The following is a 25504-nucleotide window of genomic DNA, read 5'->3' as shown; positions in this document are numbered from 1 at the left end:
CGCGCCGACCCTGACACCGATAGCGGCGGGTGGCGAGCATGCGAATCAGCGTATGGCCAGTTCTTTGGTTTTTCTTTGGCCGGGCGTGAGGCGGTCCAGAGAGCGGCACAGCTCGTCATAAACCGCCCTGATTTCAACGCCTTCCCTGTCTTCGCCCAGACTGGCCATGGCCTTGCGGTATTGCCGATACTGGCGGTGCATCGCCGCGGGGCGACCCATCGCGTGGAACACGCGCATCGCTTCGGCATTGGCGGCCTCGCTGGTCGGATCCATCGCGATGGCCTTTTGCGACCAGTGCAGCGCCTCGGCATGGCGACGGTAGCGCCGCAGCAGTTTCGACAGGTCGTAGAGCACGCGCATCGCCATTTCGCGCAGCCATGTGCGGCGCGGCATGATCCAGTCCTCGGTTTCGGTGGCGAGGTAATCGAGCGGCAGATCCGCGAAGAGATCGCCCGCATAAAGCCGCTCGGCCTCGAAATAGACCGCGAAGGCCGCGTCCTCCTTGCCGTGCCGGGCCAGCGACAGGGCGCGGCGGCAAAGCTGTTCGAAGGTGGTGATATCCACAAGGCTTCCGGGCGGGACGTTCAGCCGGTAGTAATCGCCCATCCGCAAGACGGCATCGGCGCTGCCCAGCGTCTTGCGCAGCATCGCGACGGTGTGGTGCAGCCGCGCGCGCTTGGTCTTCTCCGATTCTGTCCCCTGCCACAGCAACTCGCCGATCTGGTCGGCATGGGCCCCCTTTTCGCCCGCGTTCAGCAGATAGGCGAACAGGGTCTTGGTCTTGCGCGGCGCACTGCCCGCGGTCTGCCAGTCGACCTCGCGGTAGCCTTCGACGAAGACACGCAGCGGACCCAGGCAATGGATATGCCACCGATCGCGTTGCCCCGGCATGGCCAGAAGCGGCGCGGATTGGTCCACCCAGTCGGGGGACGCCCCGCGCGCGGCGGCCTTGTCGAAAGTGCGGAAAAAGCTCTGCCCGGCAAAATCGGGCACCACCCGTCCCAGCATGAAGCCAAGCTGCTCGTCCAAGGTGGATTCACGCAGCAATTCGCGTGGCATCCAGTAGGGGTTTTCATAAAGCCCGCTGGGCGCAAGGAACTGCTGATGCGCGCGAAAGGCGGATTGAAGCTGTTCCTCGATCAGCCTTTGCCGGTTGTAGAGCGAGACCACCGCAAGCCCCGTCTCGGCTCCGATACGCTCGGCCAGGTTGCCCCAATGCTCGACCGCCGCCACGCCCATCATCGCCACCAGGGCCCAGCTCATGTCGATCAGAACCGCCTGCACGCCGTCGCGCCCGCCCAGCGCCTCGCGCAGCCTGGCGAGCGCGTGTTCGGGATCGAAGGGCAGCGTCTGCACCCCCAGCCCGGCATAGGCCAGCCGTTGCGCGGCGGGGATCTCGGGCAGAAGCTGCGGGTCGTCGGTGATCAGCAGCCGGCCTTCGGGCCACGCCGCCAGCGACCGGACCATGAAGTCCCGGTCGGAAAAGCCGCAAAAGAGCGCGGCGTTGATCTCGTGCTGGGCGGTCGACTCGGGCAGCGTGGCCATGTCCTCATCCCCTTCCTTTCCTTCGGGCCGCTGAAAGAGAGGTTGTCTCAGGAGAGTATGTCAGCTCACGACACATACCAAAGAAAAACCAAAGCGCTTGCGCCTAGGCTGTCCCCACCGGGCCGGGTTGCGAAACAATGCGCGGCACCGGCGGAGGAGTCTGTGACGGCTGAGACACCACACTTCGATTACGTCATCGTCGGCGCGGGATCGTCCGGCGCCGTGCTGGCCCACCGGCTGAGCGAGGACCCAGCCACCCGCGTCTGCCTGATTGAGGCCGGGCCACGGGACCGCAGCCCGCTGATCCGCGTTCCGCTGGGAGTGATGGTGCTGACGAAGGACCGGCGCCACAACTGGCTCTATGCCTCGACCCCGCAGGCCGCGCTGGACGGGCGCCGGATCTCGATCCCGCGCGGGCGGGTGCTGGGCGGGTCGTCGGCGATCAACGGGATGATCTATATCCGGGGCCACCGCGCGGATTACGACGACTGGGCGGCGATGGGCTGCACGGGCTGGGATTACGACTCGGTCCTGCCCTATTTCCGCAAGTCCGAGGCCAATTCGGACCCCGCGCTCGACGATGCCTATCACGGACGCGACGGCCCGCTTTCGGTATCGGACCTGCGCGACCCCTCGCCCGTGGATGCCGATTTCCTGGACGCGGCCGGGCAATTGCAACTGGGCGCCTGCGCCGATTTCAACACGCCCGAACCCGAGGGCATGGGCCTCTACCAGGTCACGCAGAAAGGGGGCAAACGCCACTCGACCGCCGAAGCCTTCCTGAAGCCGGTGCGTGGAAGGCCCAATCTGCGCATCGAAACCGGGATCGAGGTTGAGCGGATCGAGATCACCGACCGTCGCGCCACGGCGGTCCTCGGGCGCCGGGCGGATGGAACGATCATGCGGATCGCGGCGGCGGGCGAGATCATCCTGTCGGCGGGCGCCATCGGGTCGCCCGACATCCTGCTGCGCTCTGGGATCGGCCCGGCTGACGAGATCGCGGGCTGGGGCGGCGCGCCCGTGCACGATTTGCCGGGTGTCGGACGCAATCTGCAGGACCATGTGGATTGCATGGTGATCTGCCGCACGCAGAGCCGCGCGGCCTATGGCGTCTCGCTGCCCGCGCTGCCGCGCCGGGCGCTGGATCTGCTGAACTGGGTCACCCGGTCGCGCGGCATGTTCGCATCGAACATGGTCGAGGCGGGGGGCTTCGTGCGCTCATCGCCCGCCGAGCCGCGCCCGGATATCCAGTTCCACCTGATTCCCGGACTGAAAAGCCACCGGGGGCGGATGGTGGAATGGGGGCATGGCGTGTCGGTGCATACCTGCGTGCTTCGCCCCGACAGCCGGGGCTCGGTGACGCGCTCAGGCCCCGAGGGGCGCCCGCAGGTCGATCTGGGCCTGTTGCAGGCCGACAGCGATACCGAGCGGCTGCTCCGGGGCATCGCCCTTGCCCGGCGGATCCTGCGGCAAGACCCGATGGCGCGGCACGGCCTGACCGAGGTGATCCCGGGCGAGGCTGTCACGGACGAACCCGGCCTGCGCGCCTATCTGCGCCGCCACGCGCGCACCGTGTATCACCCGGTCGGGACCTGCGCGATGGGCACGGACGGGGCTGCCGTGGTCGATCCCGCGCTCAGGGTTAACGGGCTGCGCGGGATGCGGGTGGTCGATGCCTCGATCATGCCGCGTATCGTCTCGGGCAATACCAATGCCCCCGCGATCATGATCGCCGAAAAGGCCGCCGACATGATCCGGGCCGACCGCCGGGTCTGAAGCGGCGATGCGCGGAAATTGACGCGCCGCGGAGACGGGGTACGAAAACCTCGGCTGCTGCCTTGACTTGTTTCACATGCAAACGATATTCCCCGGACCCTTGCCCGGGCGCCGTCGCGCGCGGGTTTCCCGATTTCGACAGATCCACAGGTTTCCCGATGCGCGATCCCCGTTTCCGCATGGCCCTTTTGCTTGGGCTTCTCGCCGCTGTCGGTCCCTTTGCGATCGACATGTACCTGCCTGCCCTGCCGCAGGTCGCCACCGATCTCGGCACGACCGAGGCCGGGGCCGCGCTGACCCTGACCGCGTATTTCCTGGTTTTCGGCATCGCGCAGATGATCTACGGCCCGATGTCCGACGCGCTGGGGCGTAAGCGTCCGCTGGTGATCGGCGTGTCCATCTTCCTCGTGGCTTCGGTTCTGGCGGCGATGGCGCCCAATATCGGCACCCTGATCGGCGCGCGCGCGCTGCAGGCGCTGGGGGCGGCGACGCTGATGACGGTGCCGCGCGCGGTGATCCGCGACATGGCCTCGGGCGCCGATGCGGCGCGGATGATGTCGGCGATCATGATCGTGATCTCGGTCTCGCCGATGCTGGCGCCGCTGACCGGCTCGATGGTGATGACCTTCGGCGGCTGGCGCGAGATCTTCGGCGTTCTGGCCGGGGCCTCGGTGCTGAGCCTGTTGCTGATCCTGTTCGTGCTGCCCGAAAGCCTGCCTGCCGAGCGGCGCCAGCCGGTGCGGCTGCGGGCGATCTGGGCGGGCGCGCGGCGGTTGCTGACGGACCGGACCTTCCTGGGCCTGACGATGATCGGCGGCTTCGGCATGGCCAGCTTCTTCGTTTTCCTCGCCTCGGGCAGCTTCGTCTATACCCGCGAATTCGGCCTGTCGCCGACCGGCTTCTCGCTGGCTTTCGCGATCAACGCCGTGGGCTTCTTCGGCGCGTCGCAGCTTTCGGGCCGCCTGTCCGGCCGGTTCGGGCTGGAGCGCGTGATCTCGGGCGCGGTCAGCGGTTTCGCGGCGGCGACGGTGGTTCTGGCGCTGGTTGGCTGGGCGGGCTTTGCCTCGCTGCCCGTGGTCGTGGGCGGGCTGTTCGTCGCCAATGCCTGCCTTGGGCTGGCGCTGCCGACGACGATGGCGATGGCGATGGACCCGCATCCCGATATCGCGGGACTGGCGGCGTCGATCGGCGGAACGATCCAGATGCTGACCGGCGGCCTGATGATCGCCGTGACCAGCCTGTTCCTGGAGAACTCGGCGGTGAGCATGCTCAGCGTCATCGCGGGCTGCGGGATCCTGGCCTTCCTCAGCGCGGCCGCCGCGCTGACGACGCGCCAGCTTGCCGCCTGACATCGGCAAGCCGACCCTCTTGCGCCGCCTGAGCGATCAGGCGGCGTAAATCGTTCCCGGGCGGGGCCTGCGGGCCAGGAAAACGCTGGTCCGCGCCAGTCCCTCGCGCAGGATCTCGGTGGAATTGGCGAAACCGATCCGCAGATAGCCCTCGACGCCCAGCGCCGAGCCGGGCGTGAACATCACCCCGGTTTCCTCGAGCAGGTCGAGACAGAATTCCTGCGAGGTCAGCGGCAGGTCGTAGCGCACGAAAGCGGTTGTGCCCGAGCGCGGCGGCACCCAGTCGAGCAGCGGCTCGCGGTCGATCCAGTCCGACAGGATCTGCAGATTGGTGCGCGTGATGCGCTGCGAGCGGGCGAGGATCCGCTCGGCATTCTCCAGCGCGACACTGGCGAAATGATCGTCGATCCGCCCCACGCTGATCGTGTCGTAATCGCGGTGGACGGATACCGCGGCGATCACCTCGGGCGGGGCGGCGATCCAGCCCAGCCGCAGCCCCGCCAGCGAGAACGCCTTGGACATGCCGGCGGTCGAAATCCCCTTCTCGTAAAGATCGGCCATCGACGCGCTGCGCCCGTCGCCATCCTGATCGGTGCCGCGATAGACCTCGTCGCACAGCACATAGGCGCCGGCCTCGCGGGCGATGGCGGCGATCTCGTCCAGCATGGCGCGCGGGATGAGCGCGCCGGTCGGGTTGTTGGGATTGGTCAGCGCGATCAGCTTCGTGCCGGGCCGGACCAGCGCGCGCAGGCGGTCGAGATCGGGCAGCCAGCCATCCTCGGGCCGCAGATGCAGCAGGTGGACATCGGCGCCAAGGCTTTCGGGAATCGAATGGTGCTGCTGATAGGTCGGCACGATCGACACGACCCGGTCGCCCCGTCCGACCAGCGCCTTGTGCACCAGCATGTTCGCGCCGATCGTGCCGTGGGTGACGATGATCCGCTCGGGCGTCTGACGGTCATAGAGCTGCGCGATGGCGCGGCGCAGGCGGTCGGAGCCGTCGATATCGCCATAGCTCATGCGCATCGGCAGAAGCTGGGCCAGCATGTCCGCATTGGCCCCGGTGAGTTCCAGCAACTCACCGATGGTCAGGCTGTCGACGCAGGTCTCGGCAAGGTTCCATTCGCACTGGGTTTCCCATGCGTTCATCCAGATCTCGACCCCGAACGGTTCGATATGCATGCAACCCTCCTCTTTTCTCCCGTCCCCACGTAGCCCGTTGTCCGGGTGGGAAAACCTTGATGCGCGGGCTCTTGCGCACTTTCCGCCGCTCTCAGTTTGGAGCATGCTAAACACATGATCGACAAGCTTGAAATGCTTATTGCCCTGGCACGCGAGCGCCATTTCGGACGCGCGGCCGAGCTTTGCCATGTCACCCAGCCCACGCTGTCCTCGGCCCTCAAGTCGCTGGAACAGCAGCTGGGCGTTCAGCTTGTGCAGCGCGGCGCGCGGTTCATCGGCCTGACCCCCGAGGGCGAGCGCGTCCTTGCCCGCGCGAAGACCATCGTGGCCGAGGCGCGCGCGCTGAAATCCGACGTCGCCGTCGCGCGCGAGGGCCTGTCGGGCACGCTGCGGCTGGGGGTGATTCCGACCGCGCTGGCCTCGGTCCATGACCTGACGCAGCCGTTCCTGGCCCAGCATCCGGGCGTTCGGCTGCAGATCCTGTCGCTCAACAGCCACGAGATCCTGGAACGGCTGGCCGAGTTCGAAATCGACGCGGGCCTGTCCTATGCGCGCGCCGATCAGGCACAGGACCGGCTGCCCGGCTTCAAGACCCTGCCGCTTTACGAGGAAAGCTACGCGCTGGTGACGCAGGACGATCCCGACCTGCCCGACAGCATGAACTGGAAGGAGCTGGGCGGGTTTTCGCTGTGCCTGCTGACCCCGGACATGCAGAACCGCCGGATCATCGACCGCAACCTCGCCCATGCGCGGATCGCCACTGCGCCCAGGATCGAATCGAACTCGATCATCGCGCTGATCAGCCACATCACCGACCACGATACCGCGACGATCCTGCCGCTGACCACCGCGCTGTTCTACGCGCAGGGTCGCGCGCTGCGCTGCATCCCGCTGACGGGCTCTGTCGGCGGGATCTCGGATGTCGCTTTCATCCTTCCTCCGGTCGGTCGGCGCACCCTTTTGCTGGACGCTTTCGTCGAAAGCCTTGCCTGACCGGGCGGCCCGCGTGTTCGATAGATACAATCTATCAAACAACGGAATTCACAATTTGAATGGCAATCGCTTTCCCGGTAGGAAACCGTCAATCCGGTCGGAGGAGCCACATGCCAGCCACACCCGCCTTTGACGCTGCAGGCGAAGAAACCCTGCGCGACATTCTCAACGCCCATCGCGACCTCGAAGGGCCGCTGCTGCCGATCCTGCATGCCGTGCAGGAGGCTTTCGGCCATGTCCCGCAGGAAGCGCTGCCGATCATCGCGCAGGATCTGAACATCAGCCGCGCCGAGGCGCATGGCGTGATGTCCTTCTACCATGACTTCCGCGAGAACCCGGCGGGCCGCACGGTGCTGAAGCTGTGCCGCGCGGAAGCCTGCCAATCCGTGGGCGCCGACGCGCTGGCCGACCGCACGCGCGAAAAGCTGGGCATCGACTGGCACGACACGACCGCGGATGGCGCGATCACGCTGGAGCCGGTGTTCTGTCTGGGCCTGTGCGCCTGCGGACCGGCGGCCATGGTCAACGGCAAGCTGGTGGGCCGTGCCGACGCGGCGAAACTGGACAAGATCCTTGAGGGAGCGCGCTGATGAAGATCTGGGTCCCCCTTGATTCGGCCGCCGTCGCCCTGGGTGCCGATGACGTTGCCGACGCGATCACCGCCGAAGCCGCCAAGCGCGGCGTCGATATCACCATCGTGCGCAACGGCTCGCGCGGGATGGTCTGGCTGGAACCGCTGGTCGAAGTCGCCACCGACGATGGCCGCCTGGCCTTTGGCCCGATGGAGCCCGAAGACGTGGCCGCGCTGTTCGACGGGCTGGAAAGCCATCCCAAGGCGCTTGGCCTGACCGAGGAATTGCCGTGGATGGTGCGCCAGACGCGCCTGACCTTCGCGCGTTGCGGCATCATCGACCCGTTGTCGCTGCATGATTACGAATTGCATCACGGGCTGAAAGGCCTGAAACGCGCGCTGTCGATGGCGCCCGCCGAGATCGTGCAGGAAGTCACCGATTCGGGCCTGCGCGGCCGGGGCGGCGCGGGCTTCCCGACCGGGATCAAGTGGAAGACGGTGCACGACGCCGCCGGTCCGCAGAAATACATCGTCTGCAATGCCGACGAGGGCGACAGCGCCACCTTCGCCGACCGGATGCTGATGGAAGGCGACCCCTTCACCCTGATCGAAGGCATGGCCATCGCCGGTATCGCGGTGGGGGCGACCAAGGGCTATATCTATACCCGGTCGGAATACCCGGTCGCGATCAGCCAGTTCCAGAAGGCGATCGAGATCGCGCGTCGCGAAGGCATCCTTGGCCCGCGCGTCATGGGATCGGATTACAGCTTCGACATGGAAGTCCGCGTGGGCGCTGGCGCCTATGTCTGCGGCGAGGAGACGAGCCTTCTGAACTCGATGGAAGGCAAGCGCGCCGTGGTGCGCGCGAAGCCGCCGCTTCCGGCGCTCGAAGGCTTCATGGGCAAGCCCACGGTCGTCAACAACGTGATCTCGCTGGCATCGGTGCCGGTGATCATGGATCGCGGCGCGGCGTTCTACAAGAATTACGGCATGGGTCGTTCGCACGGGACGATGGCGCTGCAGATCGCCGGCAACGTGAAATACGGCGGCCTGTTCGAGACGGCCTTCGGCCTCTCGCTGGGCGAGATCGTCGAGGACATCGCCGGCGGCACGGCTTCGGGCCGTCCGGTGAAGGCGGTGCAGGTCGGCGGACCACTGGGCGCATGGTTCCCGCCCGCGCTGTTCGACACGCCCTTCACCTATGAGGATTTCGCGGCCAAGGACGGTCTCATCGGCCATGCCGGTCTGACCATCGCCGATGACAGCACCGACATGCTGAAAATGGCGCGCTTCGCGATGGAATTCTGCGCCATCGAAAGCTGCGGGAAATGCACGCCCTGCCGGATCGGCGCGGTGCGCGGGGTCGAGACGCTGGACCGCGTCGCGGCGGGCGATACCTCGGGCCTGCCGCTGATCACCGACCTGTGCAACACGATGAAATCGGGCTCGCTCTGTGCACTGGGCGGGTTCACCCCCTATCCGGTTCTGTCGGCGCTCACGCATTTCCCCGACGATTTCGCCACCGCGAAGGAGGCCGCCGAATGACCCGGCAGAACGACCTCGTTGAATGGCTCAAATCCGAACTGATCCTGAACCGCCAACCGAAGCCCGCAGCCACCTCGAACGGGAGGAAAGCCCAATGAAGGACTTCATCATTCCCTGGGACGACCGTGACTACGGCACGCCCGCCTCGAAATCCGAGAAACAGGTCACGCTGACCATCGACGGTTTCGAAGTCACCGTGCCCGAGGGCACCTCGATCATGCGCGCCGCCTCGATGGCCGGGATCCAGATTCCCAAGCTCTGCGCGACCGACAGCATCGACGCTTTCGGCTCGTGCCGCCTGTGCCTTGTGCAGATCGACGGCCGCAACGGCACGCCGGCCTCGTGCACCACGCCGGTGGCCGAGGGGCTGAACGTCCACACCCAGACCGAGACCGTCAAGCGCCTGCGCAAGGGCGTGATGGAGCTCTACATCTCGGATCACCCGCTGGACTGCCTGACCTGCGCGGCCAACGGCGATTGCGAGCTGCAGGACATGGCCGGTGCCGTGGGTCTGCGCGACGTGCGTTACGAGGCCGTGGATACCCATTTCCGCCCGCGCAACAACGGCCACGCCAACCCGCAATACATGGCCAAGGACACGTCGAACCCGTATTTCGACTACGATCCGTCCAAATGCATCGTCTGCTCGCGCTGCGTGCGGGCCTGCGAAGAGGTGCAGGGCACCTTCGCGCTGACGATCCAGGGGCGGGGCTTTGACAGCCGCGTGTCCGCCGGGACTGCGGCCGACAGCTTCCTGTCGTCCGATTGCGTGAGCTGCGGCGCCTGCGTGCAGGCCTGCCCGACCGCCACGCTTGTCGAGAAATCGGTCGTCGAGATCGGCACGCCCGAGCGTTCGGTCATCACCACCTGCGCCTATTGCGGCGTCGGCTGCTCGTTCAAGGCGGAAATGCGCGGCGACGAACTCGTCCGCATGGTGCCGCACAAGGACGGCAAGGCGAACCGCGGCCATAGCTGCGTCAAGGGCCGCTTCGCCTATGGCTATGCCACGCACAAGGAACGCATCCTGAACCCGATGATCCGCGACAAGGTCACGGATCCGTGGAAAGAAGTGTCGTGGGAAGAGGCGATGACCTTCGCCGCGAACCGCATGAAGGGCCTGATCGACAAGCATGGCCGCCAGTCGGTCGGCGTGATCACCTCGTCGCGCTGCACGAACGAGGAAACCTACCTCGTGCAGAAGCTGACCCGTGCGGTGTTCCAGAACAACAACACCGATACCTGCGCCCGTGTCTGCCACTCGCCCACCGGTTACGGGCTGGGCCAGACCTATGGCACTTCGGCCGGCACGCAGGACTTCGACTCGGTCGAGGAATCGGACGTGATCATGGTGATCGGCGCCAATCCCAGCGCCGCGCACCCGGTCTTTGCCAGCCGCATGAAGAAGCGCCTGCGCAAGGGCGCCAAGCTGATCGTGATCGACCCGCGCCGCACCGAGACGGTGGAGGCGCCGCATATCAAGGCGGCCCATCACCTGGCGCTGCGTCCGGGCACCAACGTGGCCGTCGTGACCGCACTGGCGCATGTGATCGTGACCGAGGGCCTGATGGACGAGGCCTTCATCCGCGAGCGCTGCGACTGGGACGAGTTCCAGGATTACGCGGATTTCGTCAGCGAAGAGCGTCATTCGCCCGAAGCCACCGAGATGCTGACCGGCGTGCCCGCCCAGACCCTGCGCGAAGCCGCGCGGCTTTATGCCAAGGGCGGCAACGGCGCGATCTATTACGGACTGGGCGTGACCGAGCACAGCCAGGGCTCGACCACCGTGATCGGGATCGCCAACCTCGCCATGCTGACCGGCAATATCGGTCGTCCGGGCGTGGGCGTGAACCCGCTGCGCGGCCAGAACAACGTGCAGGGCTCGTGCGACATGGGCTCGTTCCCGCACGAACTGCCGGGCTATCGCCATGTGAAACTCGACGAGGTGCGCAACCTGTTCGAGGAAACCTGGGGCGTGCAGATCGACAACGAGCCGGGCCTGCGCATCCCCAACATGCTGGACGCCGCGGTCGAGGGCACCTTCAAGGGCCTCTACTGCCAGGGCGAGGACATCCTGCAGTCGGATCCCGACACCAAGCATGTCGCCGCCGGCCTGGCCGCGATGGAATGCGTGATCGTCCATGACCTGTTCCTGAACGAGACCGCGAATTACGCGCATGTGTTCTTCCCGGGCTCGTCCTTCCTGGAAAAGGACGGCACCTTCACCAATGCCGAGCGCCGCATCAACCGCGTGCGCAAGGTCATGGCGCCGAAGAACGGCTATGCCGACTGGGAAGTCACGCAGATGTTCGCGCAGGCGATGGGCGCCAACTGGAACTATGCCCATCCCAGCCAGATCATGGACGAGATCGCGATGCTGACCCCGTCCTTCGCGGGCGTGAGCTACGATGCGCTCGAGGAAAAGAACTCGATCCAGTGGCCCTGCAACGACAAGGCGCCCGACGGCACGCCGATGATGCATATCGACGGCTTCGTGCGCGGCAAGGGCAAGTTCATCCGCACCGAATACGTGGCGACGGATGAAAAGACCGGGCCCCGCTTCCCGCTCTTGCTGACGACCGGGCGGATCCTGAGCCAGTACAACGTGGGCGCCCAGACCCGGCGCACCCACAACGTGGTCTGGCACGATCAGGACGTGCTGGAAATCCACCCGCACGACGCCGAAAACCGGGGCATCCGCGACGGCGATTACGTCCGGCTGGCCTCGCGTTCGGGGGAAACCACGCTGCGCGCGACGATCACCGACAAGGTGTCGCCGGGGGTGGTCTACACGACCTTCCACCACCCCGACACGCAGGCCAATGTCGTCACCACCGACTTCTCGGACTGGGCCACGAACTGCCCGGAATACAAGGTGACGGCGGTGCAGGTGAGCCCGTCGAACGGTCCGTCGCAATGGCAGGAAGACTATGCCGCGCAGGCCGAGATGGCACGCCGCATCCTGCCGGCGGCCGAGTGAGGCCATGCAGGGCGCCCGCCCCCGTCCCCGCCTGGCGTTCGGCACGGATATCGTGCCGGGCGACCGCGTGCTGCCCGAGGAGGTCGGCGTTGCGCTGACCTTCAACGGCACCACGCAGGCGGTGATGATGGCGACGCCCGACCATCTGGCCGATTTCGCCTATGGGTTCGCGCTGACCGAAGGGCTGGCGCGGCCCGAGGAGATCGACAGCGTCGACGTGGTCGAGACCGCGCGCGGGCTCGACGTGCAGCTTTGGGTCTCGGCCGCGGCCGAGGCGCGACTGACCGAACGCCGCCGCGTCATGGCGGGGCCGGTGGGCTGCGGGCTGTGCGGTATCGACAGCCTGGAACAGGCGATGCGCGACATGGCGCCGGTGGCGCCCGGCGGCTTCCGGCTGGTCCCCGCGCAGGTGCAGGACGCCATCGACGCCCTGCCCCGCCAGCAGGCCCTGCACGATGTCACGCGCAGCGCGCATTGCGCGGCGTTCTGGGACGGCGCGCGGATGATCGCCGCGCGCGAGGATGTCGGGCGGCACAACGCGCTCGACAAGCTCGCGGGCGCATTGGTGCGTGCCAGCACGCACCCTACAGCCGCGGGCGCGGTCGTCCTGACATCGCGCGTTTCCATCGACCTTGTGCAGAAAGTGGCGGCGATCGGCGCGCCGATGATCATCGCCGTCTCCTCGCCCACCGCCACGGCAGTGGATCTGGCCGAAAAGCTGGGCATCACGCTGATCGCCCAGGCCCGGCCCGACCGTTTCGAGCTATTCACCCATTCCGACCGTATCCAGACGAGAGAGCCTCATGTCCGCTGACAAGATCGTCCGCATGGCCAACCAGATCGCCGCCTTCATGGCCTCGAAGCCGCATGACGAGGGCGTCGCCGGCCTTGCCGCGCATATCAACGATTTCTGGGAACCGCGGATGCGCCGCCAGTTCTTCGACCTGATCGATGCGGGCGGCGACGGGTTCCATCCGCTGGTGATCGAAGCCGCCGGACAGATCCGCCGCCCCGCCGCGGCCTGATCCCCAACGAAAGAAAGGGCGCCACGCGGCGCCCTTTGGTCTGTCGCCCCGGATCCCGGGGTCAGATATTGTTGGTCCAGTTGTTCAGCATCAGGACCAGCGTCACGCCGCAACCGCGCATCCCGTTGAAATTGGTGATCCGCAGCCGCAGGCGGATATGTTCGCTGTATTCGTTGAAGGTGGTGGTCGCGAAGGGCACGCCTTCGCGCGCCAGCACGCGGACCCAGGTCTGCGCGCCCATGCTGTAAAGCCGCCCCCAGATGACATTGCCATAGGCCCGCATCCAGCCGTTATCGGGCTCGAGCGTGTTCCAGATGCGCAGCACGTTGCTGCCGCCCACGGCAAAGTTCAGCACCAGTTCGCTGGCGCCGCCGTCGATCTCGCGGGCGGAGTAGCGCGCGCGCACCATCTCGGTCTGGGTCGGAAAGCCGTAATCCTCGCATCCCCAGGGATCGGTGATGAAGCCCGCGCCGGTAAACTCGGCCCGGGCGGGCACGGCAAGGACGACCAACAGCAGGAAGGCCATCGGCGCGAGGTGGAACAGGGTGAAGCGGATCGGTCGGATCATTGTCTCGGTTCCTTGCTGAGGCTCAGGGACGATGCAGCGACAGATAGGCAATCATGTCGCAGCCTTCGTGCTCGTTGAAATTGGAAAATTCCATGATCAGTTGATCGAGCTCCTGATCCCAGCGCCCGGGAATGTCGCCGTAATAGTACCAGCTGAAGGACATGGTCGGATCGGCGGGCATGACCGGCCCGTTCCAGACATAGGCCGCGGTATCGATCACCTGCGTGCTGCGATAGCGGCCGTTGTTGTTGAAAGTGAAGGACACCGTGCCGGTACCGAACAGCAGCGACATCTGCGAGACGTTGCGTTCATTGCCGGGCGCGCCCTGTGGCTGCAGCCGCGCCAGCACCTGATGCGTGCCGGCCCAGCCAAATTGCGCGCAGATGTTGTTTTGCGCCACAAGATAGCCGCCGCCCAGCAATTCGGTCATGCCGATGGCCGGCGTTGCCGCGCCCGCGCCGAGGGCAAGGCTTGCCCAAACGGGGAACGAGGCCCGCCAACGGGCCTTTGGGGAAATTGCCGTCATACCGTTACCCTTGTCACCAGATACTACCCAAATCAGGGCGCCAGACTGGTGGCGGATCGCGGCCAAATTTCGACGGCTTCACGTAATTTTAAGGTAAATTTTGGGCGTTACCGCGAACGCCCGCCCCGGGAGCGCCTCGGGGCGCCTCGGGCACGAGGTCAGACCGATTGCAGATCCTGCGTGATCAGACTGGCCCGCGCGCGCATCGAGCCGGTGCTGTCCAGCGTGCCTTCCTGCGCGACGAAAGCGTTGATGTCGTTCTGCGCAGAGACCAGCAGCGCACGCGTATCGCCGTCGCGCAAACCTGCCGCCAGACGTTCACGCGCGGCTTCGTGGCGCGCGGTGCCCCGGACGGCCAGCGCCGAGGCGCGGATCGACCCGTCATGCCGCTGGATCAGAACGTCGGCCACCGTGATCGCCTGGAAATACTGGTTGGCCCGCAACAGGGCATGGGCATATTCAAGCTGCAGACGCGCCGCGGAATTGGCGTCGACGCTTTCGATCAGGCGCGCGTAATGGCGGATCGCGATGTCGTAATTGCCGGTTTCCAGCGCCTGCCGCGCCACCAGGTAATCCGATTGCGGACCGCCCCCCGCCATGGTGCCCGCTGCCTCGCAGCTGGCGAGAGCGAGAGCCGAGCACAAGGCCAGCCGGACGCTTCTGGACGTGACGGTTCTGAGCACTACTCTCACCTGCTTTTGTGATTTCATTCTATGCAGTGCGCCTGATAATGTCCAGAAAAACACCCCTCGGTTTTCAACTGGTTCGCCGACGCCCCTGAGACGGGCTTCCCTGCGCAGACCACCGGACCGGGGGACAGAGAATTCTGGGGCAACAGAGGCTCATCGCGCATGATTACGGCCACCGGCACCGCACGCGCCGCGTTCGCGTCCCGCGCTTCCGGCGGGCGGGCACCGGCGCTGGCGCTGCTTCCGGCGGGGATCGTGGCCGGGTTCGGGCTGGGCCTCGTTGCGCTGGCGCTTCTGGCCCCGGCGCCCGATATCCCGCCCTTGCCCGCGATCAGCGACGTCGCCTCGACCCCGGCTCCGGGCGTTGCGGGCCCCGGCTTGGACACGGAACCCGAAACCGGCTGGGCCCCGCTTTTCGGCACGCTTCCCGAAACGCCGGTCGAGACGCCGGTCGCGGCCGAGCCCGAACCCGTCGCGCCCCCGCCCGATCCGCGTGAATCCGTCGATCTGTCGACGATCCGGCTGCGCGGGCTCATCGTCAACGATGCCGAGGGCGACGCCTTCGCGCTGGTCGAAGGCCGCAACGGGATCGAGATCTTCCGCCAGGGCGACATCCTGCCCGACGGGTTCGAAATCCTTGCCGTGACGCGCGACGGACTGGTGATCGACGTGTTCGGCGAACAGGCGATCATCGACTTTGCCGAGAATGCCGGTCCCGTCGATGTGTCGCGCTACGAGGAACCGCGTCCCCGGCTGGAAAGGCGCCCCCCCGGCGGATCGCGTTCGATCGACCTGACCGAACCGCCCGGCGAGGGGGCTCCGGGCGGGGACCCGTTCGGACGCGACAGGCGCGACCCGTTCGGGCGCGGCGAGAGCTATGGCCGCGACCCCTACACACAGGATCCGTATGCCGGGGACCCTTATCAGCAGGACCCCTATGCGCAGGATCCTTACATGCAGGATCCCTACGCCCAAGATCCCTACGCTCAGGATCCCTATACGCAGGACCCTTACGCGCAGGATCCGGGCGATCCGTCCTATGGCGTTCCGGGCGGGCCCGGGGGTGAAACCTATGGCGGCTTTCCCGATGCCGGACCGTCCCAGCCCCCCGACAGCCGCCTGATGGGTATTGGCCGTTGATTTTTTGCGGAAACCTGCCCATTCACGTTGAATCTGCCGAGGATACGGAAACAATCGCGCCATGAACCGACTTGCCGCCCTTCTTATTGTCGCCGTTCTTGCGCTGACCTCGGTCGCGGGGGCGGTCAGGGCGCAGATCCGGCTGGATCTGCGCGATGTCGATCTGCGCAGCTATATCCAGCTGGTCAGCGAACAGACCAACCGCAACTTCCTGATCGATCCGCAGGTTCAGGGGTCGGTCTCGGTCTTCGCCCCGGTGCCGGTCAGCCCGGCGGCAAGCTACGAAATCTTCCTCAACGTGCTGGAGCTCAACGGCCTGGCGATTGTCGAGGGCGAGGGCATCGACCGGATCGTGCCGATGCGCGCCGCGCCGGGTCTGGCGCCCGGCACGACGGTCAGCCGCGCGGGCGGCGCCTTTGTGACCCGGGTGATCCCGGTTCCGACCGAGGATCTGGCCGAAGTCTTCGAAGTCGTCCAGCCGCTTGTCCCGCCTGAGGCGATCCTGACGCCCGTGCCCTCGGCCGGGCTGCTGATCCTGTCCGACCGGCGCGAGAATATCGGCCGGATCGAGCAGCTTGTCGCCCGGCTGGGTCAGGCCAGCAACCGCTCGGTCGAAACGATCCGCCTGAACCATGCCGTCGCCTCGGAACTGATCGGCGTGCTGCAGACCGCCCTGCCCTCGACCACCGGGGCGGGCAGCGTCGCCGCCGATGCGGGCGGCAATGCCATCGTCGTCTCGGGTCCGTCGGAATACCGCGACCGGGTTCGCAGCGTTGTCATGCAACTGGACCGTCCGCAGGTCGGTCCGACCTCGCGCGTGGTGCGGCTGAACTATGCGCAGGCGACCGAGCTGGCCGAGGTGGTACGCGAATCCATGGGCGGCAGCGCAGAGGGCGAAGGCAGCACCAACGGCGTCACCGTGGTGGCCGAACCGCAATCGAACTCGCTTCTGATCACCGCGCCGCGCGAACGGATGGAGGCGATTGCGCGGGCCGTGCAGGCGCTGGACGTGCGCCCGTCGCAGGTGCTGATCGAAGCGGTGATCTTCGAGATTTCGGCCGAGAATTTCAGCGACCTGTCCGTGCAGTTCGGCGGGCTTCTCAATCAGGCCATCGGCGGCGGTACCTCGTTCTCGATGGACGGACGCTCGTCGCTGATCACGCTGATCGCCTCGGCCATGGCCGGGGGTACGCCCAATCCCGGCAATGGCGGCTTCATCGGCTACAACGACGGCAATTTCGCCGCGCTCATCACCGCCATCGCGCGCGAGCGCACGACGCGGCTACTGTCGACCCCCGCCGTGCTGACGCTCAACAACCAGGAAGCCGAGATCGTCGTGGCACAGAACGTGCCCTTCGTGACCGGGCAGTACTCCTCGACCGAGGGCGGCTCGGCCGAGAACCCGTTCCAGACCATCGAACGGCAGGATGTGGGCCTGACGCTGACGGTGACGCCGCAGATCACCGACGATGCCACCGTGCGCATGGCGATTGCGCAGGAAGTGTCGAACCTGACGGGCTCGACCTCGGCTGCCGGCGGCGAGATCACGGCACGGCGCCGGCTGTCGACCAATGCTCTGGTGGGCGACGGCGAGGTGATCATCCTCGGCGGCCTGATCGAGGACAATTCGACCTCGCAGAACCAGCGCGTGCCGGGGCTCAGCGCCATTCCCGTCGTGGGCCAGCTGTTCCGCGGGCGTTCGGTGCAAGAGGGCCAGCGCGTGTTGCTCATCATGTTGCGCCCGCGTGTCGTGCGCAGCGAAACCGAAGCGCAGCGCATCACCCGCGAGATCGCGCGCGAGGGCGAGGCGCTCAGCCGCCAGATCATGCCGCGCTCGAATGCCGGGCTTTACCCCGATGTGCGCCGCACCGGCTTTCCCTTCGACGGGGTCGATCTGAACCAGCCCTTCGATCAGACCTATGTCGATCAAGCGGTGCGCGACCGTCTGTTCCCGCCGCTGCCGCCGCGGCTGAACGTCGATGTCGGGCAATGAGCGGGGCGCGGCTTCCCCTTGCCTTTGCGCGCGACAATCAGGTCGCGCTGGATGACACGACCCTGCTGGCAGGCCCCGAGGCCACGATGAACGGCCTGCGCGCGGCCCGGCGCGCGGCGGGCGCGGCTCTGGCGCCCGACATGCTGGACCTGGACACGTTCCAGCACCGCCTGTCGCGGCTCTACGATTCCGGCACCGAAGAGGGCGAGGAAGTCGCCTTCGACCTTGAAGACACCACCAGGCAGACCGCGCGGGACATTCTGGAAGATCCCGAGGACGCGCCGGTGATCCGGCTGGTGAACCAGCTTCTGCGGCAGGCGGTGCGCGGCTCGGCCTCGGACCTTCATCTTGAACCGCACGAATCCGGCCTGCGCGCGCGAATGCGCATCGACGGCACGATGCAGACCGTCTTCGACCGCCGCGACGTGCCCGCCAAGCGCGTCGTGTCGCGGCTGAAGGTCATGTCGGGCCTCGACATCGCCGAAACGCGCCTGCCGCAGGACGGGCGCATCGCGCTCAGGCTGGGCGGACGGGCCATCGACGTGCGTCTGTCCACCCTGCCCGGCCATCATGGCGAGCGGGTGGTGATGCGTCTTCTGGACCGCTCGGGCGGGTTGATGGAGCTGGACCGGCTGGGCTTGTCCCCGGAAAACGCGGCGCGGCTGAACCGGCTGGCGGCGCTGCCCAACGGAATCATCCTGGCCACCGGGCCGACCGGCTCGGGGAAAACCACGACGCTCTATTCGCTGCTCAGGCTCGCCGACCGGCGCGAGCGCACGATCCTGACGGTCGAGGACCCGGTCGAATACGACCTGCCCGGCATCAGCCAGACCCCGGTCAATCCCGATATCGGCCTGACCTTCGCGCGCGGCTTGCGCTCGATCCTGCGGCAGGATCCCGACGTCATCCTGGTGGGCGAGATCCGCGACGGCGAAACCGCGCAGACCGCCAGCGAGGCGGCGCTGACCGGGCACCTCGTTTTCTCGTCGCTGCACGCCAATACCGCGCTGTCGGCGGTGGTGCGGCTGCGCGAACTGGGGGTCGAGGGCTACCTGATTTCCGCCACGCTGCGGGGCGTTCTGGCCCAGCGGCTGGTGCGGCGGCTCTGTCCGAAATGCGCCAGAGCCGAGGCGCCCACGCCCGAGGATACCGCGCTGTTCCGGCTGCACAATGTCCCCGCCCCCGCGCAGATCCACCACGCGCAGGGCTGCGAGGCCTGCGACGGCACCGGATATTCCGGCCGGGTCGGCGTCTATGACATCCTGGAAATCGACGAAAAGCTGCGGGCCGCGATCGACAGCGACGCATCCGAAGTGCGGCTGCGCGAAGCGGCGGGCGAGCGGCCGTCGCTGATGCAATCCGCGCTGGCGCTGGTGGCCGAGGGCCAGACCTCGCCCGCCGAGGTGCGCCGCGTTCTGGGCGAGACCGCGTGAAATGCGCACCTATGCCTATACCGCCTACACGCCCGAGGGCAAACGCCGGCGCGGCATGGTCGTGGCCGAAGACGAAGCGACGGCCTCACAACGGGTGAGCGAGCTGGGCCTCATGCCCTCGTCGCTGGAAGCGCAGGCCGTCACACAGACCCGAACCCGCCGGCGCGAGCGCAAGGTCGACCGCGACCTGCTGGCCGTCTTCACCCGGCAGATGTCTGTGTTGCTGGGGGCCGGGCTTGCCGCGGATGCGGCACTGGAAGCGGTTCAGGGCGCCGCCGGGGCCGCGCGGATCGAAAAGCTCGCCGCCGAGGCCCGCGCGGGCCTCATGCAGGGCGAAAGCATGGCCGATGCGCTGGACCGTGCGGGCGGCGCCTTGCCCGCGTGGTACGCCGCCGCCGTGCGCGCGGGCGAACAATCGGGCGATCTGGCCGCCGTGTTCAAGACCCTGGCCGAGCATCTGGAAACCAGCGCCGGCGACCGCGCGGCGATCACCTCGGCGCTGATCTACCCGGCCTTCGTGACCGTGGTCGCGGTGGTGGTCTGCGCCATCCTGATGACCACCGTGGCGCCCGAAATCGTGTCGATGTTCGAAGGCTCGGGCCGCCCGCTGCCGCCGCTGACCGTCACCGTGATGGGCATCGTCGACTGGATCCGCGACAACTGGGTGCTGGAGCTGGTGATCGGCGTGCTTCTGGTCTTCGCGGTGATGACGATCAACCGCACCCCTTCGCTGCGCAACCGGCGCGACGAGATCTTGCTGCGCACGCCGCTGATCGGGCGTTTCCTGCGCATGGCCTCGGCCGCGCAATACCTGCGCACGCTGGCCGTGGTAATCAATTCCCGCCTGCCGCTGACCGAGGCCCTGCGCTTCTCGGCGGGTGTGCTGGACATCGCCAGCTACCGCGCCCATGCGGACGAGGCGGGCGAGGCGCTGCGCCGGGGCGAAAGCGTCAGCCAGGCGCTGGCTCGCTTGCCCTTCCTGCATCCCGTCGCGCGGCAACTGGTGCAGGCGGGCGAGGCCTCGGCCCGGCTGGGACCGATGACGGAACGCGCGGCGGTGCTGGCGGAAAGCTGGCTCAGGACCGAGCGCAAGCGCGTCTCGGTGATCATCGAGCCGGCCTCGATGGTGATCGTGGGCGGCATGGTGCTGACCATCGTCCTGGCGATCCTGCTGCCCATTTTCGACATGCAGGCGCTGGTCAACGGCTGAGCCTGCTCAGCGCGCCGACAAGATCCAGCCGCCGTTTTCGTGCACCAGCGTTACCGCCCCCTCGGGATCCGACCCGCGCGCGGTGCCGTCGATCCGGCCCTCGCGCAGCGTGCCGTCAAACGCGACGTCCAGCAGGCCCGCCTCGATCACCAGCGCGCCCTCGCCCGCCCCCAGGACGCCGAGTGGCAGAACCCCCGACAGGTCCGAAACGGCAAGCCCGCCCGGTCCCGGCATCCCCTGCCCCTGCACCTGCCAGTCGGGGCCGCTGAGCGACAGCCGCAGCCCGTCGAGCCCCGTCGCCCGCCAAGTCAGCGCCGCACCGTTCAGCGTGCCGCGCCCCTCGATCACCCGCGAGCCGGCGTCAAGCGTGTCGGTCCAGCCCGGCAGCGGCAGGTTCGCCTGTCTCAGATGGCCCAGCGTTCCGGCATAGAGCGCGGCCAGCGACAGCCCGATCAGCAGGCCAAGGACAAGGGCAAGGGCACGGATCATCGCAGCGGCTCCAGCCGGATCTCGGCATCGATCAGACCGGGCGATACCCGCTCGAAGGTCAGCGCCGCGACCCGGTAGCCCGAGCCGTCGCCCAGCGCATCGACCCAATCCATGACCCCCGCGAAGGGCGCTTCGGCAAAGGACAGGCGCACGCCCCGGTCGGGCGCATTGGCCAGCTGGCTGACCGCGTCGCGCAGATCCGCCGCGATCAGCCGCGCCTCGATCCCGCCCAGCCCCACAGGCGCGGGCGGCTCGGTGGCGGGCGCGGCGGTGTCGGGAGCGGGCAAAGCCGCGATCTCGACCTGACGGGCCGCGTACCAGTCGCGGGTCGCGCGCGCGGCGTCCAGCTCTGCCCGCGCGGCGGCCCGCGCCTCGATCAGCGGCAGCGCGACCAGCCCCACGAAGGCCACCGGCACTGCGCCCAGCGCCAGAAGCGCCAGAAGCGTGCGCTCGCGCTTCGAACGACGGGCGAGGAGACGGGCGAGCGCCGCGATCATGTTCCCGCCTCCAGATCCAGCGTCGCGCCGACCCCACCCTCTTCGGCATCGGTGGCCGATTGCGCGATGCGGGCGGCGATCCCGGCGTCGGCCAGCGCCTCGGACAACGCGTCGAGCGACTGGAAATCGGGCACGCGCACTTCGACCGACAGCCCGTCCGTCGCCATCGACACCGTGACCAGCTCGACCCCGGCCAGCACCGGCGCGGCGCGGCGCAACGTCTCCAACGGGGTTTCCGGCGCGGCCGTATCGCCGCCCGCGTTGCGCCGCCGCTCGATGGCCTGCATCACCTGCAGTTCCAGATCCAGGATCGGCCCCGAGGGCAGGATATCGCGCCGGACCGCTTCCAGCGTGCGGTCCTGCAGCGCCAGCGCCTCGACCCGGTCGTTGCGCATCGCCAGCGCCTGCGCCCCGGCCCAGGACAGCGCACCGATCACCACCAGTGCGGCGGGCCAGACGACGCGGCGCAGGCGGGTCTCGATCTGGTCGGCATCGGCCTGCGGGTCGCGCAGGAAATCGACGGCAAGCTCGTCATGGCCCAGGATCGCGGGCGCCCGGTCTGCCGGCAGGTCCGAGGCGTCGCGCAGGATGTCGATGCCGTCGAACAGATCGGCGAAGGCGCCCGAGGTCTCGCCCGTCAGCAGCACGGCGCGCGGGGCATTGCCCGCCGCGCGGGCCTCGGACAGCGCCAGCGTCAGCATCCTGCCTGCCAGCGCATGTTCCGCGCTGAACCCGTCGCCCGGCCCCAGACGCGCGCGCACGCCGTCGCGGTCGGCTTCGACCGTCCACAGGCCGGGCGCGGCGGGAAGGGCCAGGAAATCGGGCAGGACCGCCCGGCAGCGGGGCATCGCCGCGCCGATGGCCGCACGCCAGCGCAGCACGGCGGCACGCTCGGCCACGGCGACGCGGCTCCAGTCCTCGGCCCGGCCCAGCCGCGCGGGGCGCACATCCAGCCCGCCACCCAGCCGGTCCTGCGCCTGCCGTCGCGCGACATCCTCGCGCGCGGCGCCTTTCAGCGTCGCGGGCAGGCTGAGCGCGATCAGCGGCGCATCGGCCCCCGGCACCAGCGCCACGAAGGCGCCCGCCGGCGGCGGCGTGTCCGTCCCCATCCGCCAGAGCGCGGGCACGGAGGCGCGGCGACGCCGTATCGGGGCGGGTTCGGTCATGCGTCAGGGCCCAGGCAAGGACAAACGGACGGCGCTGTCGCCCTCGGGCGCGCCGGTATCGATCACAACTGACCGACGCAGAGTCACGCTGTCAAGGCGCGCTTCCAGTTCGGCGGCGAACAGCCGTGATTGCCCCGAGAGCGGCAGGGCCGTCAATTGTTGCGCCGCCGCTTCGCCCAATTGCGGCATGGCCCAGTTCATCAGCTCGTCGATCTCGTCGACCGGCTCGTCGCGCACGCGCTGAAAGATCAGGCGCCGTTGCTCGGCGGGGATCTCGGGCAGAAGGGCGTCGAGCACCGCGCGCGGCAATGTGTTGATGTTCATCGGCAGCCCGGTCCAGGCGGCGATCTGCGGGCGCAGGGTCTCCCAGGCGTCCAGCTCCGACGCGTCCAGATCCTCGGCCAGAAGGTCGGGCAGGATCAGCGGCAGCGGCCCCTCGATCCCGGCGATCCGGTCGATCATCGCGCGGGCCGCCCCCTCGGACAGCCCCGCCTCGGCAGCGAGACGGGCAAAGGCTGCGGCGAAAACCTCGCCTTCGTCCTCTTGCAGCAAAGAGAGGTTGAACCGGCCCTGCAGATCGCTGACCGCCCATCCCAAGGTGCCGCGGTCGATGTCGAGCGGGGCGCGTGTCTGCGCCCAGTCCTGTCCTTCATGCACCGTTTCGCGCGGCAGGGAACTGCGCAGGAATTCGACGCCGCTTGCCAGGTACAGCGCCGCCTGTTCCGAGGTCGCGCGCCATTGCAACCGTTCCTGCGCCCGGTCCACGCGCACCAGCAGCGCGACCGCGACCGCCGCGATGGCCGCCACGATCAGCAGCGCCTGGATCAGCGCCACGCCGCGCATCCGGCCCGGAGGACGCCTTGCGCTCATGGCGCCACCACGACGCGCAGGGCGCCCCAGCGGCGGGTTTCCAGCCGGGCCTCGTAGCCGCTGGCGATGGCGGGGACGGACGCCACCGACGTGCCCAGCGCGGTGATCGTGAACGCGGTCACGCCGGTCAGGACAGTTCGCGCCCCGGCCTCGTTTGGCGGATCGGTATCCGCGCGGTTGACGCGCCGTGTCAGCAACTCACCGTCGAGCGCCCATTCCACCGCGCCGAAGCGCCCGGCGCCGTCGCCGGGGATCGCCGCCAGCCCGCCACGCGCCCAGCCTATGGTGCCGCGCGTCTCCCGCAGGGCCTGCGTCCGGGAATCCTCGGGCTCGGCGATCACGATCGCTTCCAGATCCTGCCGCAGCAGCGACAGGGCGCGCGTCAGCTCCGCCGCCTCGTCATCGACTCGCGTCAGGACCGAGCGCTGGAAGAACACGCCGCTCAGCGCCTGAACCGCCATGACCGAGACGACGGCCAGGATCGCCATCGCGGCCAGCAATTCGATCAGCGTGAAGCCCCGGTTGCCGCGCCGCGCGCTCATGGCCGCGCCTCGGGAACGACGACGACATAGCGGGCACCCGGGCGCTCGTCGGCGGTCACAAGGATCGTGGCCTCGATCAGGCCACCCGCCGTGGCCGCCTCGGTGACGTCGACCGCCCAGCCGATACCGCCCATCGGTTCGGTGCCCGGCAGCGAGCGGCCCGCACGCATTCCTTCCAGCCGAAGCTCGGCCGCGCGGTTGAGCGCGACCTCGGTGGCGAGCGTCCGGTCCAGCTGCCCGCCGATCCCGCGCTGCGCCTGATCGAAGCTCCGGTACGCCGCGACGGTGCCGATGGCGAGGATCGCCACCGCGACCGCCAGTTCGATCAGGGTGAACCCCCGGGCCGGGCGCCGGCGGGGCGTCATCGGAGGCCGCATTCCAGCCTCCGCCCGGCTTCGGCGTCGCAGTCAAGGCGGTCACGGCCCTGTTCGACGCGCAGGGAAAAGCCGGTACTGCCGCCATCCGGTGCGAATTGCACGGGCGGCGCCTCGCGCGTGCCGGGCTCGGACAGGCCCGGCAGATAGCGCCGCCCGTCGACCTGCCATGTCAGCCGCGCATCGGCCACGCGAAGCGGCGCACCCTCGGGCTGCCAGCGCCCCGCGTCATCGCGGCGCGCCATGATCCAGCCGTCGCGGCGCGGGTAGATCCCGATCCGCGCGCGCCCCAGAACTGCCGCATCGCGCGCCCGCAGATCCGCCTGTGTCAGTTGGTCGGCGGTCGAGACGCCGCCGCGCGGCGCGAACAGCCCCCCGGCGGACAGGCCGACGCCCAGCGCCAGCACCGCCATGATCGTCACCACGACCAGAAGCTCGATCAGCGTCACGCCCCGGACGGCACCGACCGCGTTATTCGCCCTGCCAGCTGGTGATGTCCGCATCGGCCCCGGTTCCCCCGCTGCGCCCGTCCGCGCCATAGCTCACGAGGTCATAGGGCCCGTGCACGCCCGGCGCCAGATAGAGATAGGCGCGGCCCCAGGGATCTTCGGGGACGCGCTCGAGATAGCCGCCATCAGCCCAGTTCTGCGGTACCGGCGCGACGGTCGGACGGCTGACCAAAGCGGCAAGGCCCTGATCGGTCGTCGGGTAGCTGCCGGTATCGAGCCGGTAGAGATTGAGCGCCGAGCCGATCGCCGCGATATCCGACTGCGCCCGCGCCGCGCGGGCCTGGTCGGGCCGGTCGATGACGCGGGGCACGATCACCACGGCCAGAAGCGCAAGGATGACGACCACCACCATCAGCTCGATCAGCGTCAGACCGGCATCGCGGCGCAACCGCCGCCCGGGGCGTCTTTTCTTGGTGTACAAAGTCGATTTGGGGTTAAAGGGGACGCGAAACGTCATTCGGGAAACCTGCGAGTTCCAATGCTCTCCTCAGACCCTATCCCCGTGCCGGGGCCTCGGCAACCGCGACGGGAAGCG

The 25504-nt window shown here is 68.1% G+C and carries 25 protein-coding genes; 12 read left to right on the top strand and 13 right to left on the bottom strand.

Annotation, left to right across the window (positions count from 1 at the left end):
- Positions 1–45: 45 nt before the first annotated feature.
- Positions 46–1545 (bottom strand): AfsR/SARP family transcriptional regulator, encoded by a 1500-nt coding sequence (locus tag C4N9_RS15275; protein ID WP_109534212.1) that lies wholly within the window; start codon positions 1543–1545, stop codon positions 46–48.
- Between the two features lie 162 nt (positions 1546–1707).
- Here C4N9_RS15275 and C4N9_RS15270 point away from each other — a divergent pair, with 162 nt between their 5' ends.
- Both C4N9_RS15270 and C4N9_RS15265 read left to right on the top strand, forming a co-directional pair.
- Entirely contained in the window at positions 1708–3321 is a 1614-nt protein-coding gene (locus C4N9_RS15270; protein ID WP_210404050.1) for a GMC family oxidoreductase, read from the top strand.
- A 158-nt stretch (positions 3322–3479) separates the two neighbouring features.
- Positions 3480–4670: a multidrug effflux MFS transporter gene (locus C4N9_RS15265; protein ID WP_109534210.1), complete on the top strand. Its 1191-nt coding sequence runs from the start codon at positions 3480–3482 to the stop codon at positions 4668–4670.
- A gap of 36 nt (positions 4671–4706) precedes the next feature.
- Here C4N9_RS15265 and C4N9_RS15260 read toward each other — a convergent pair whose 3' ends face one another.
- Positions 4707–5852 carry an aminotransferase gene (locus C4N9_RS15260; RefSeq protein WP_109534209.1) on the bottom strand — a complete coding sequence of 382 codons (1146 nt, stop codon included), beginning with the start codon at positions 5850–5852 and terminating at the stop codon, positions 4707–4709.
- 114 nt (positions 5853–5966) lie between these two features.
- Here C4N9_RS15260 and C4N9_RS15255 point away from each other — a divergent pair, with 114 nt between their 5' ends.
- From C4N9_RS15255 to C4N9_RS15230, 6 genes are all read left to right on the top strand, one after another.
- Positions 5967–6845 (top strand): LysR family transcriptional regulator, encoded by an 879-nt coding sequence (locus C4N9_RS15255; RefSeq protein ID WP_109534208.1) that lies wholly within the window; start codon positions 5967–5969, stop codon positions 6843–6845.
- A gap of 110 nt (positions 6846–6955) precedes the next feature.
- A complete protein-coding gene (locus C4N9_RS15250; RefSeq protein WP_109534207.1) occupies positions 6956–7435 on the top strand; it encodes a formate dehydrogenase subunit gamma in 480 nt (159 codons plus the stop codon).
- On the top strand, positions 7435–8961 hold the full coding sequence (locus C4N9_RS15245) for a formate dehydrogenase beta subunit (protein WP_109534206.1): 1527 nt from the start codon (positions 7435–7437) through the stop codon (positions 8959–8961). Before C4N9_RS15250 ends, C4N9_RS15245 begins: the two co-directional genes overlap by 1 nt.
- A 94-nt stretch (positions 8962–9055) precedes the next feature.
- The gene (gene fdhF, locus C4N9_RS15240) at positions 9056–11938 is read left to right on the top strand and encodes a formate dehydrogenase subunit alpha (RefSeq protein ID WP_109534205.1); all 2883 of its coding nucleotides are present in this window, start codon (positions 9056–9058) and stop codon (positions 11936–11938) included.
- 4 nt (positions 11939–11942) lie between these two features.
- Positions 11943–12752, top strand: a complete 810-nt coding sequence (gene fdhD, locus C4N9_RS15235; RefSeq protein WP_109534204.1) for a formate dehydrogenase accessory sulfurtransferase FdhD — start codon at positions 11943–11945, stop codon at positions 12750–12752.
- Positions 12742–12963 (top strand): formate dehydrogenase subunit delta, encoded by a 222-nt coding sequence (locus C4N9_RS15230; RefSeq protein ID WP_109534203.1) that lies wholly within the window; start codon positions 12742–12744, stop codon positions 12961–12963. The genes fdhD and C4N9_RS15230 overlap by 11 nt, the downstream gene beginning before the upstream one ends.
- Before the next feature lie 61 nt (positions 12964–13024).
- Here the strand turns inward: C4N9_RS15230 and C4N9_RS15225 are convergent, their stop codons facing one another.
- From C4N9_RS15225 to C4N9_RS15215, 3 genes are all read right to left on the bottom strand, one after another.
- Positions 13025–13531, bottom strand: coding sequence for a hypothetical protein (locus tag C4N9_RS15225; RefSeq protein ID WP_109534202.1), 507 nt, complete (start codon positions 13529–13531; stop codon positions 13025–13027).
- Between the two features lie 22 nt (positions 13532–13553).
- Positions 13554–14057, bottom strand: coding sequence for a hypothetical protein (locus C4N9_RS15220; RefSeq protein WP_146195174.1), 504 nt, complete (start codon positions 14055–14057; stop codon positions 13554–13556).
- A gap of 158 nt (positions 14058–14215) precedes the next feature.
- Positions 14216–14740, bottom strand: a complete 525-nt coding sequence (locus tag C4N9_RS15215; protein WP_146195173.1) for an outer membrane protein assembly factor BamD — start codon at positions 14738–14740, stop codon at positions 14216–14218.
- 168 nt (positions 14741–14908) lie between these two features.
- Between C4N9_RS15215 and C4N9_RS15210 the strand changes: the two genes are divergently transcribed.
- From C4N9_RS15210 to C4N9_RS15195, 4 genes are all read left to right on the top strand, one after another.
- Positions 14909–15886, top strand: coding sequence for a hypothetical protein (locus tag C4N9_RS15210; RefSeq protein WP_109534199.1), 978 nt, complete (start codon positions 14909–14911; stop codon positions 15884–15886).
- Between the two features lie 61 nt (positions 15887–15947).
- Positions 15948–17879, top strand: a complete 1932-nt coding sequence (locus C4N9_RS15205; RefSeq protein ID WP_109534198.1) for a secretin N-terminal domain-containing protein — start codon at positions 15948–15950, stop codon at positions 17877–17879.
- Positions 17876–19312, top strand: coding sequence for a GspE/PulE family protein (locus C4N9_RS15200; RefSeq protein ID WP_109534197.1), 1437 nt, complete (start codon positions 17876–17878; stop codon positions 19310–19312). The genes C4N9_RS15205 and C4N9_RS15200 overlap by 4 nt, the downstream gene beginning before the upstream one ends.
- A gap of 1 nt (position 19313) precedes the next feature.
- Positions 19314–20522, top strand: coding sequence for a type II secretion system F family protein (locus C4N9_RS15195; protein WP_109534196.1), 1209 nt, complete (start codon positions 19314–19316; stop codon positions 20520–20522).
- Between the two features lie 6 nt (positions 20523–20528).
- On the opposite strand, the gene C4N9_RS15190 is transcribed toward C4N9_RS15195, so the two are convergent.
- From C4N9_RS15190 to gspG, 8 genes are read right to left on the bottom strand one after another with little or no spacing between them, the layout of a single operon-like run.
- Entirely contained in the window at positions 20529–21011 is a 483-nt protein-coding gene (locus C4N9_RS15190) for a hypothetical protein (protein ID WP_109534195.1), read from the bottom strand.
- Positions 21008–21508 (bottom strand): type II secretion system protein GspM, encoded by a 501-nt coding sequence (gspM, locus tag C4N9_RS15185; RefSeq protein WP_109534194.1) that lies wholly within the window; start codon positions 21506–21508, stop codon positions 21008–21010. The genes C4N9_RS15190 and gspM overlap by 4 nt, the downstream gene beginning before the upstream one ends.
- Positions 21505–22674 (bottom strand): type II secretion system protein L, encoded by a 1170-nt coding sequence (locus tag C4N9_RS15180; RefSeq protein WP_109534193.1) that lies wholly within the window; start codon positions 22672–22674, stop codon positions 21505–21507. The genes gspM and C4N9_RS15180 overlap by 4 nt, the downstream gene beginning before the upstream one ends.
- A 3-nt stretch (positions 22675–22677) precedes the next feature.
- Positions 22678–23544, bottom strand: a complete 867-nt coding sequence (locus C4N9_RS15175) for a type II secretion system protein GspK (RefSeq protein WP_109534192.1) — start codon at positions 23542–23544, stop codon at positions 22678–22680.
- Positions 23541–24086 carry a PulJ/GspJ family protein gene (locus C4N9_RS15170; protein ID WP_109534191.1) on the bottom strand — a complete coding sequence of 182 codons (546 nt, stop codon included), beginning with the start codon at positions 24084–24086 and terminating at the stop codon, positions 23541–23543. Before C4N9_RS15170 ends, C4N9_RS15175 begins: the two co-directional genes overlap by 4 nt.
- Positions 24083–24463 carry a type II secretion system minor pseudopilin GspI gene (gene gspI, locus C4N9_RS15165; protein WP_109534190.1) on the bottom strand — a complete coding sequence of 127 codons (381 nt, stop codon included), beginning with the start codon at positions 24461–24463 and terminating at the stop codon, positions 24083–24085. The genes C4N9_RS15170 and gspI overlap by 4 nt, the downstream gene beginning before the upstream one ends.
- Positions 24448–24963: a GspH/FimT family pseudopilin gene (locus C4N9_RS15160; protein ID WP_168192255.1), complete on the bottom strand. Its 516-nt coding sequence runs from the start codon at positions 24961–24963 to the stop codon at positions 24448–24450. The genes gspI and C4N9_RS15160 overlap by 16 nt, the downstream gene beginning before the upstream one ends.
- Positions 24932–25426 carry a type II secretion system major pseudopilin GspG gene (gene gspG, locus C4N9_RS15155; RefSeq protein ID WP_109534188.1) on the bottom strand — a complete coding sequence of 165 codons (495 nt, stop codon included), beginning with the start codon at positions 25424–25426 and terminating at the stop codon, positions 24932–24934. The genes C4N9_RS15160 and gspG overlap by 32 nt, the downstream gene beginning before the upstream one ends.
- Positions 25427–25504: the final 78 nt, after the last annotated feature.

The sequence above is a fragment of the Pararhodobacter marinus genome, assembly GCF_003122215.1.
Taxonomy (GTDB): Bacteria; Pseudomonadota; Alphaproteobacteria; order Rhodobacterales; family Rhodobacteraceae; genus Pararhodobacter; species Pararhodobacter marinus.
Note: the sequence above shows the minus strand (reverse complement) of the source record. Positions and strands in the feature narration are given on the sequence as shown.

Bases quoted from the DNA above. Each gene is read 5' to 3' on its own strand.
- C4N9_RS15250 (WP_109534207.1), top strand. From the start codon at position 6,956: ATGCCAGCCACACCCGCCTTTGACGCTGCAGGCGAAGAAACCCTGCGC.
- C4N9_RS15205 (WP_109534198.1), top strand. From the start codon at position 15,948: ATGAACCGACTTGCCGCCCTTCTTATTGTCGCCGTTCTTGCGCTGACC.
- C4N9_RS15225 (WP_109534202.1), bottom strand. From the start codon at position 13,531: ATGATCCGACCGATCCGCTTCACCCTGTTCCACCTCGCGCCGATGGCC.
- gspM (WP_109534194.1), bottom strand. From the start codon at position 21,508: ATGATCGCGGCGCTCGCCCGTCTCCTCGCCCGTCGTTCGAAGCGCGAG.
- gspG (WP_109534188.1), bottom strand. From the start codon at position 25,426: ATGACGTTTCGCGTCCCCTTTAACCCCAAATCGACTTTGTACACCAAG.
- C4N9_RS15275 (WP_109534212.1), bottom strand. From the start codon at position 1,545: ATGGCCACGCTGCCCGAGTCGACCGCCCAGCACGAGATCAACGCCGCG.
- C4N9_RS15170 (WP_109534191.1), bottom strand. From the start codon at position 24,086: ATGAGCGCGCGGCGCGGCAACCGGGGCTTCACGCTGATCGAATTGCTG.
- fdhF (WP_109534205.1), top strand. From the start codon at position 9,056: ATGAAGGACTTCATCATTCCCTGGGACGACCGTGACTACGGCACGCCC.
- C4N9_RS15255 (WP_109534208.1), top strand. From the start codon at position 5,967: ATGATCGACAAGCTTGAAATGCTTATTGCCCTGGCACGCGAGCGCCAT.
- C4N9_RS15230 (WP_109534203.1), top strand. From the start codon at position 12,742: ATGTCCGCTGACAAGATCGTCCGCATGGCCAACCAGATCGCCGCCTTC.
- C4N9_RS15195 (WP_109534196.1), top strand. From the start codon at position 19,314: ATGCGCACCTATGCCTATACCGCCTACACGCCCGAGGGCAAACGCCGG.
- C4N9_RS15265 (WP_109534210.1), top strand. From the start codon at position 3,480: ATGCGCGATCCCCGTTTCCGCATGGCCCTTTTGCTTGGGCTTCTCGCC.
- C4N9_RS15175 (WP_109534192.1), bottom strand. From the start codon at position 23,544: ATGAGCGCAAGGCGTCCTCCGGGCCGGATGCGCGGCGTGGCGCTGATC.
- C4N9_RS15190 (WP_109534195.1), bottom strand. From the start codon at position 21,011: ATGATCCGTGCCCTTGCCCTTGTCCTTGGCCTGCTGATCGGGCTGTCG.
- C4N9_RS15180 (WP_109534193.1), bottom strand. From the start codon at position 22,674: ATGACCGAACCCGCCCCGATACGGCGTCGCCGCGCCTCCGTGCCCGCG.
- gspI (WP_109534190.1), bottom strand. From the start codon at position 24,463: ATGCGGCCTCCGATGACGCCCCGCCGGCGCCCGGCCCGGGGGTTCACC.
- C4N9_RS15220 (WP_146195174.1), bottom strand. From the start codon at position 14,057: ATGACGGCAATTTCCCCAAAGGCCCGTTGGCGGGCCTCGTTCCCCGTT.
- C4N9_RS15200 (WP_109534197.1), top strand. From the start codon at position 17,876: ATGAGCGGGGCGCGGCTTCCCCTTGCCTTTGCGCGCGACAATCAGGTC.
- C4N9_RS15210 (WP_109534199.1), top strand. From the start codon at position 14,909: ATGATTACGGCCACCGGCACCGCACGCGCCGCGTTCGCGTCCCGCGCT.
- fdhD (WP_109534204.1), top strand. From the start codon at position 11,943: ATGCAGGGCGCCCGCCCCCGTCCCCGCCTGGCGTTCGGCACGGATATC.
- C4N9_RS15245 (WP_109534206.1), top strand. From the start codon at position 7,435: ATGAAGATCTGGGTCCCCCTTGATTCGGCCGCCGTCGCCCTGGGTGCC.
- C4N9_RS15160 (WP_168192255.1), bottom strand. From the start codon at position 24,963: ATGCGGACATCACCAGCTGGCAGGGCGAATAACGCGGTCGGTGCCGTC.
- C4N9_RS15260 (WP_109534209.1), bottom strand. From the start codon at position 5,852: ATGCATATCGAACCGTTCGGGGTCGAGATCTGGATGAACGCATGGGAA.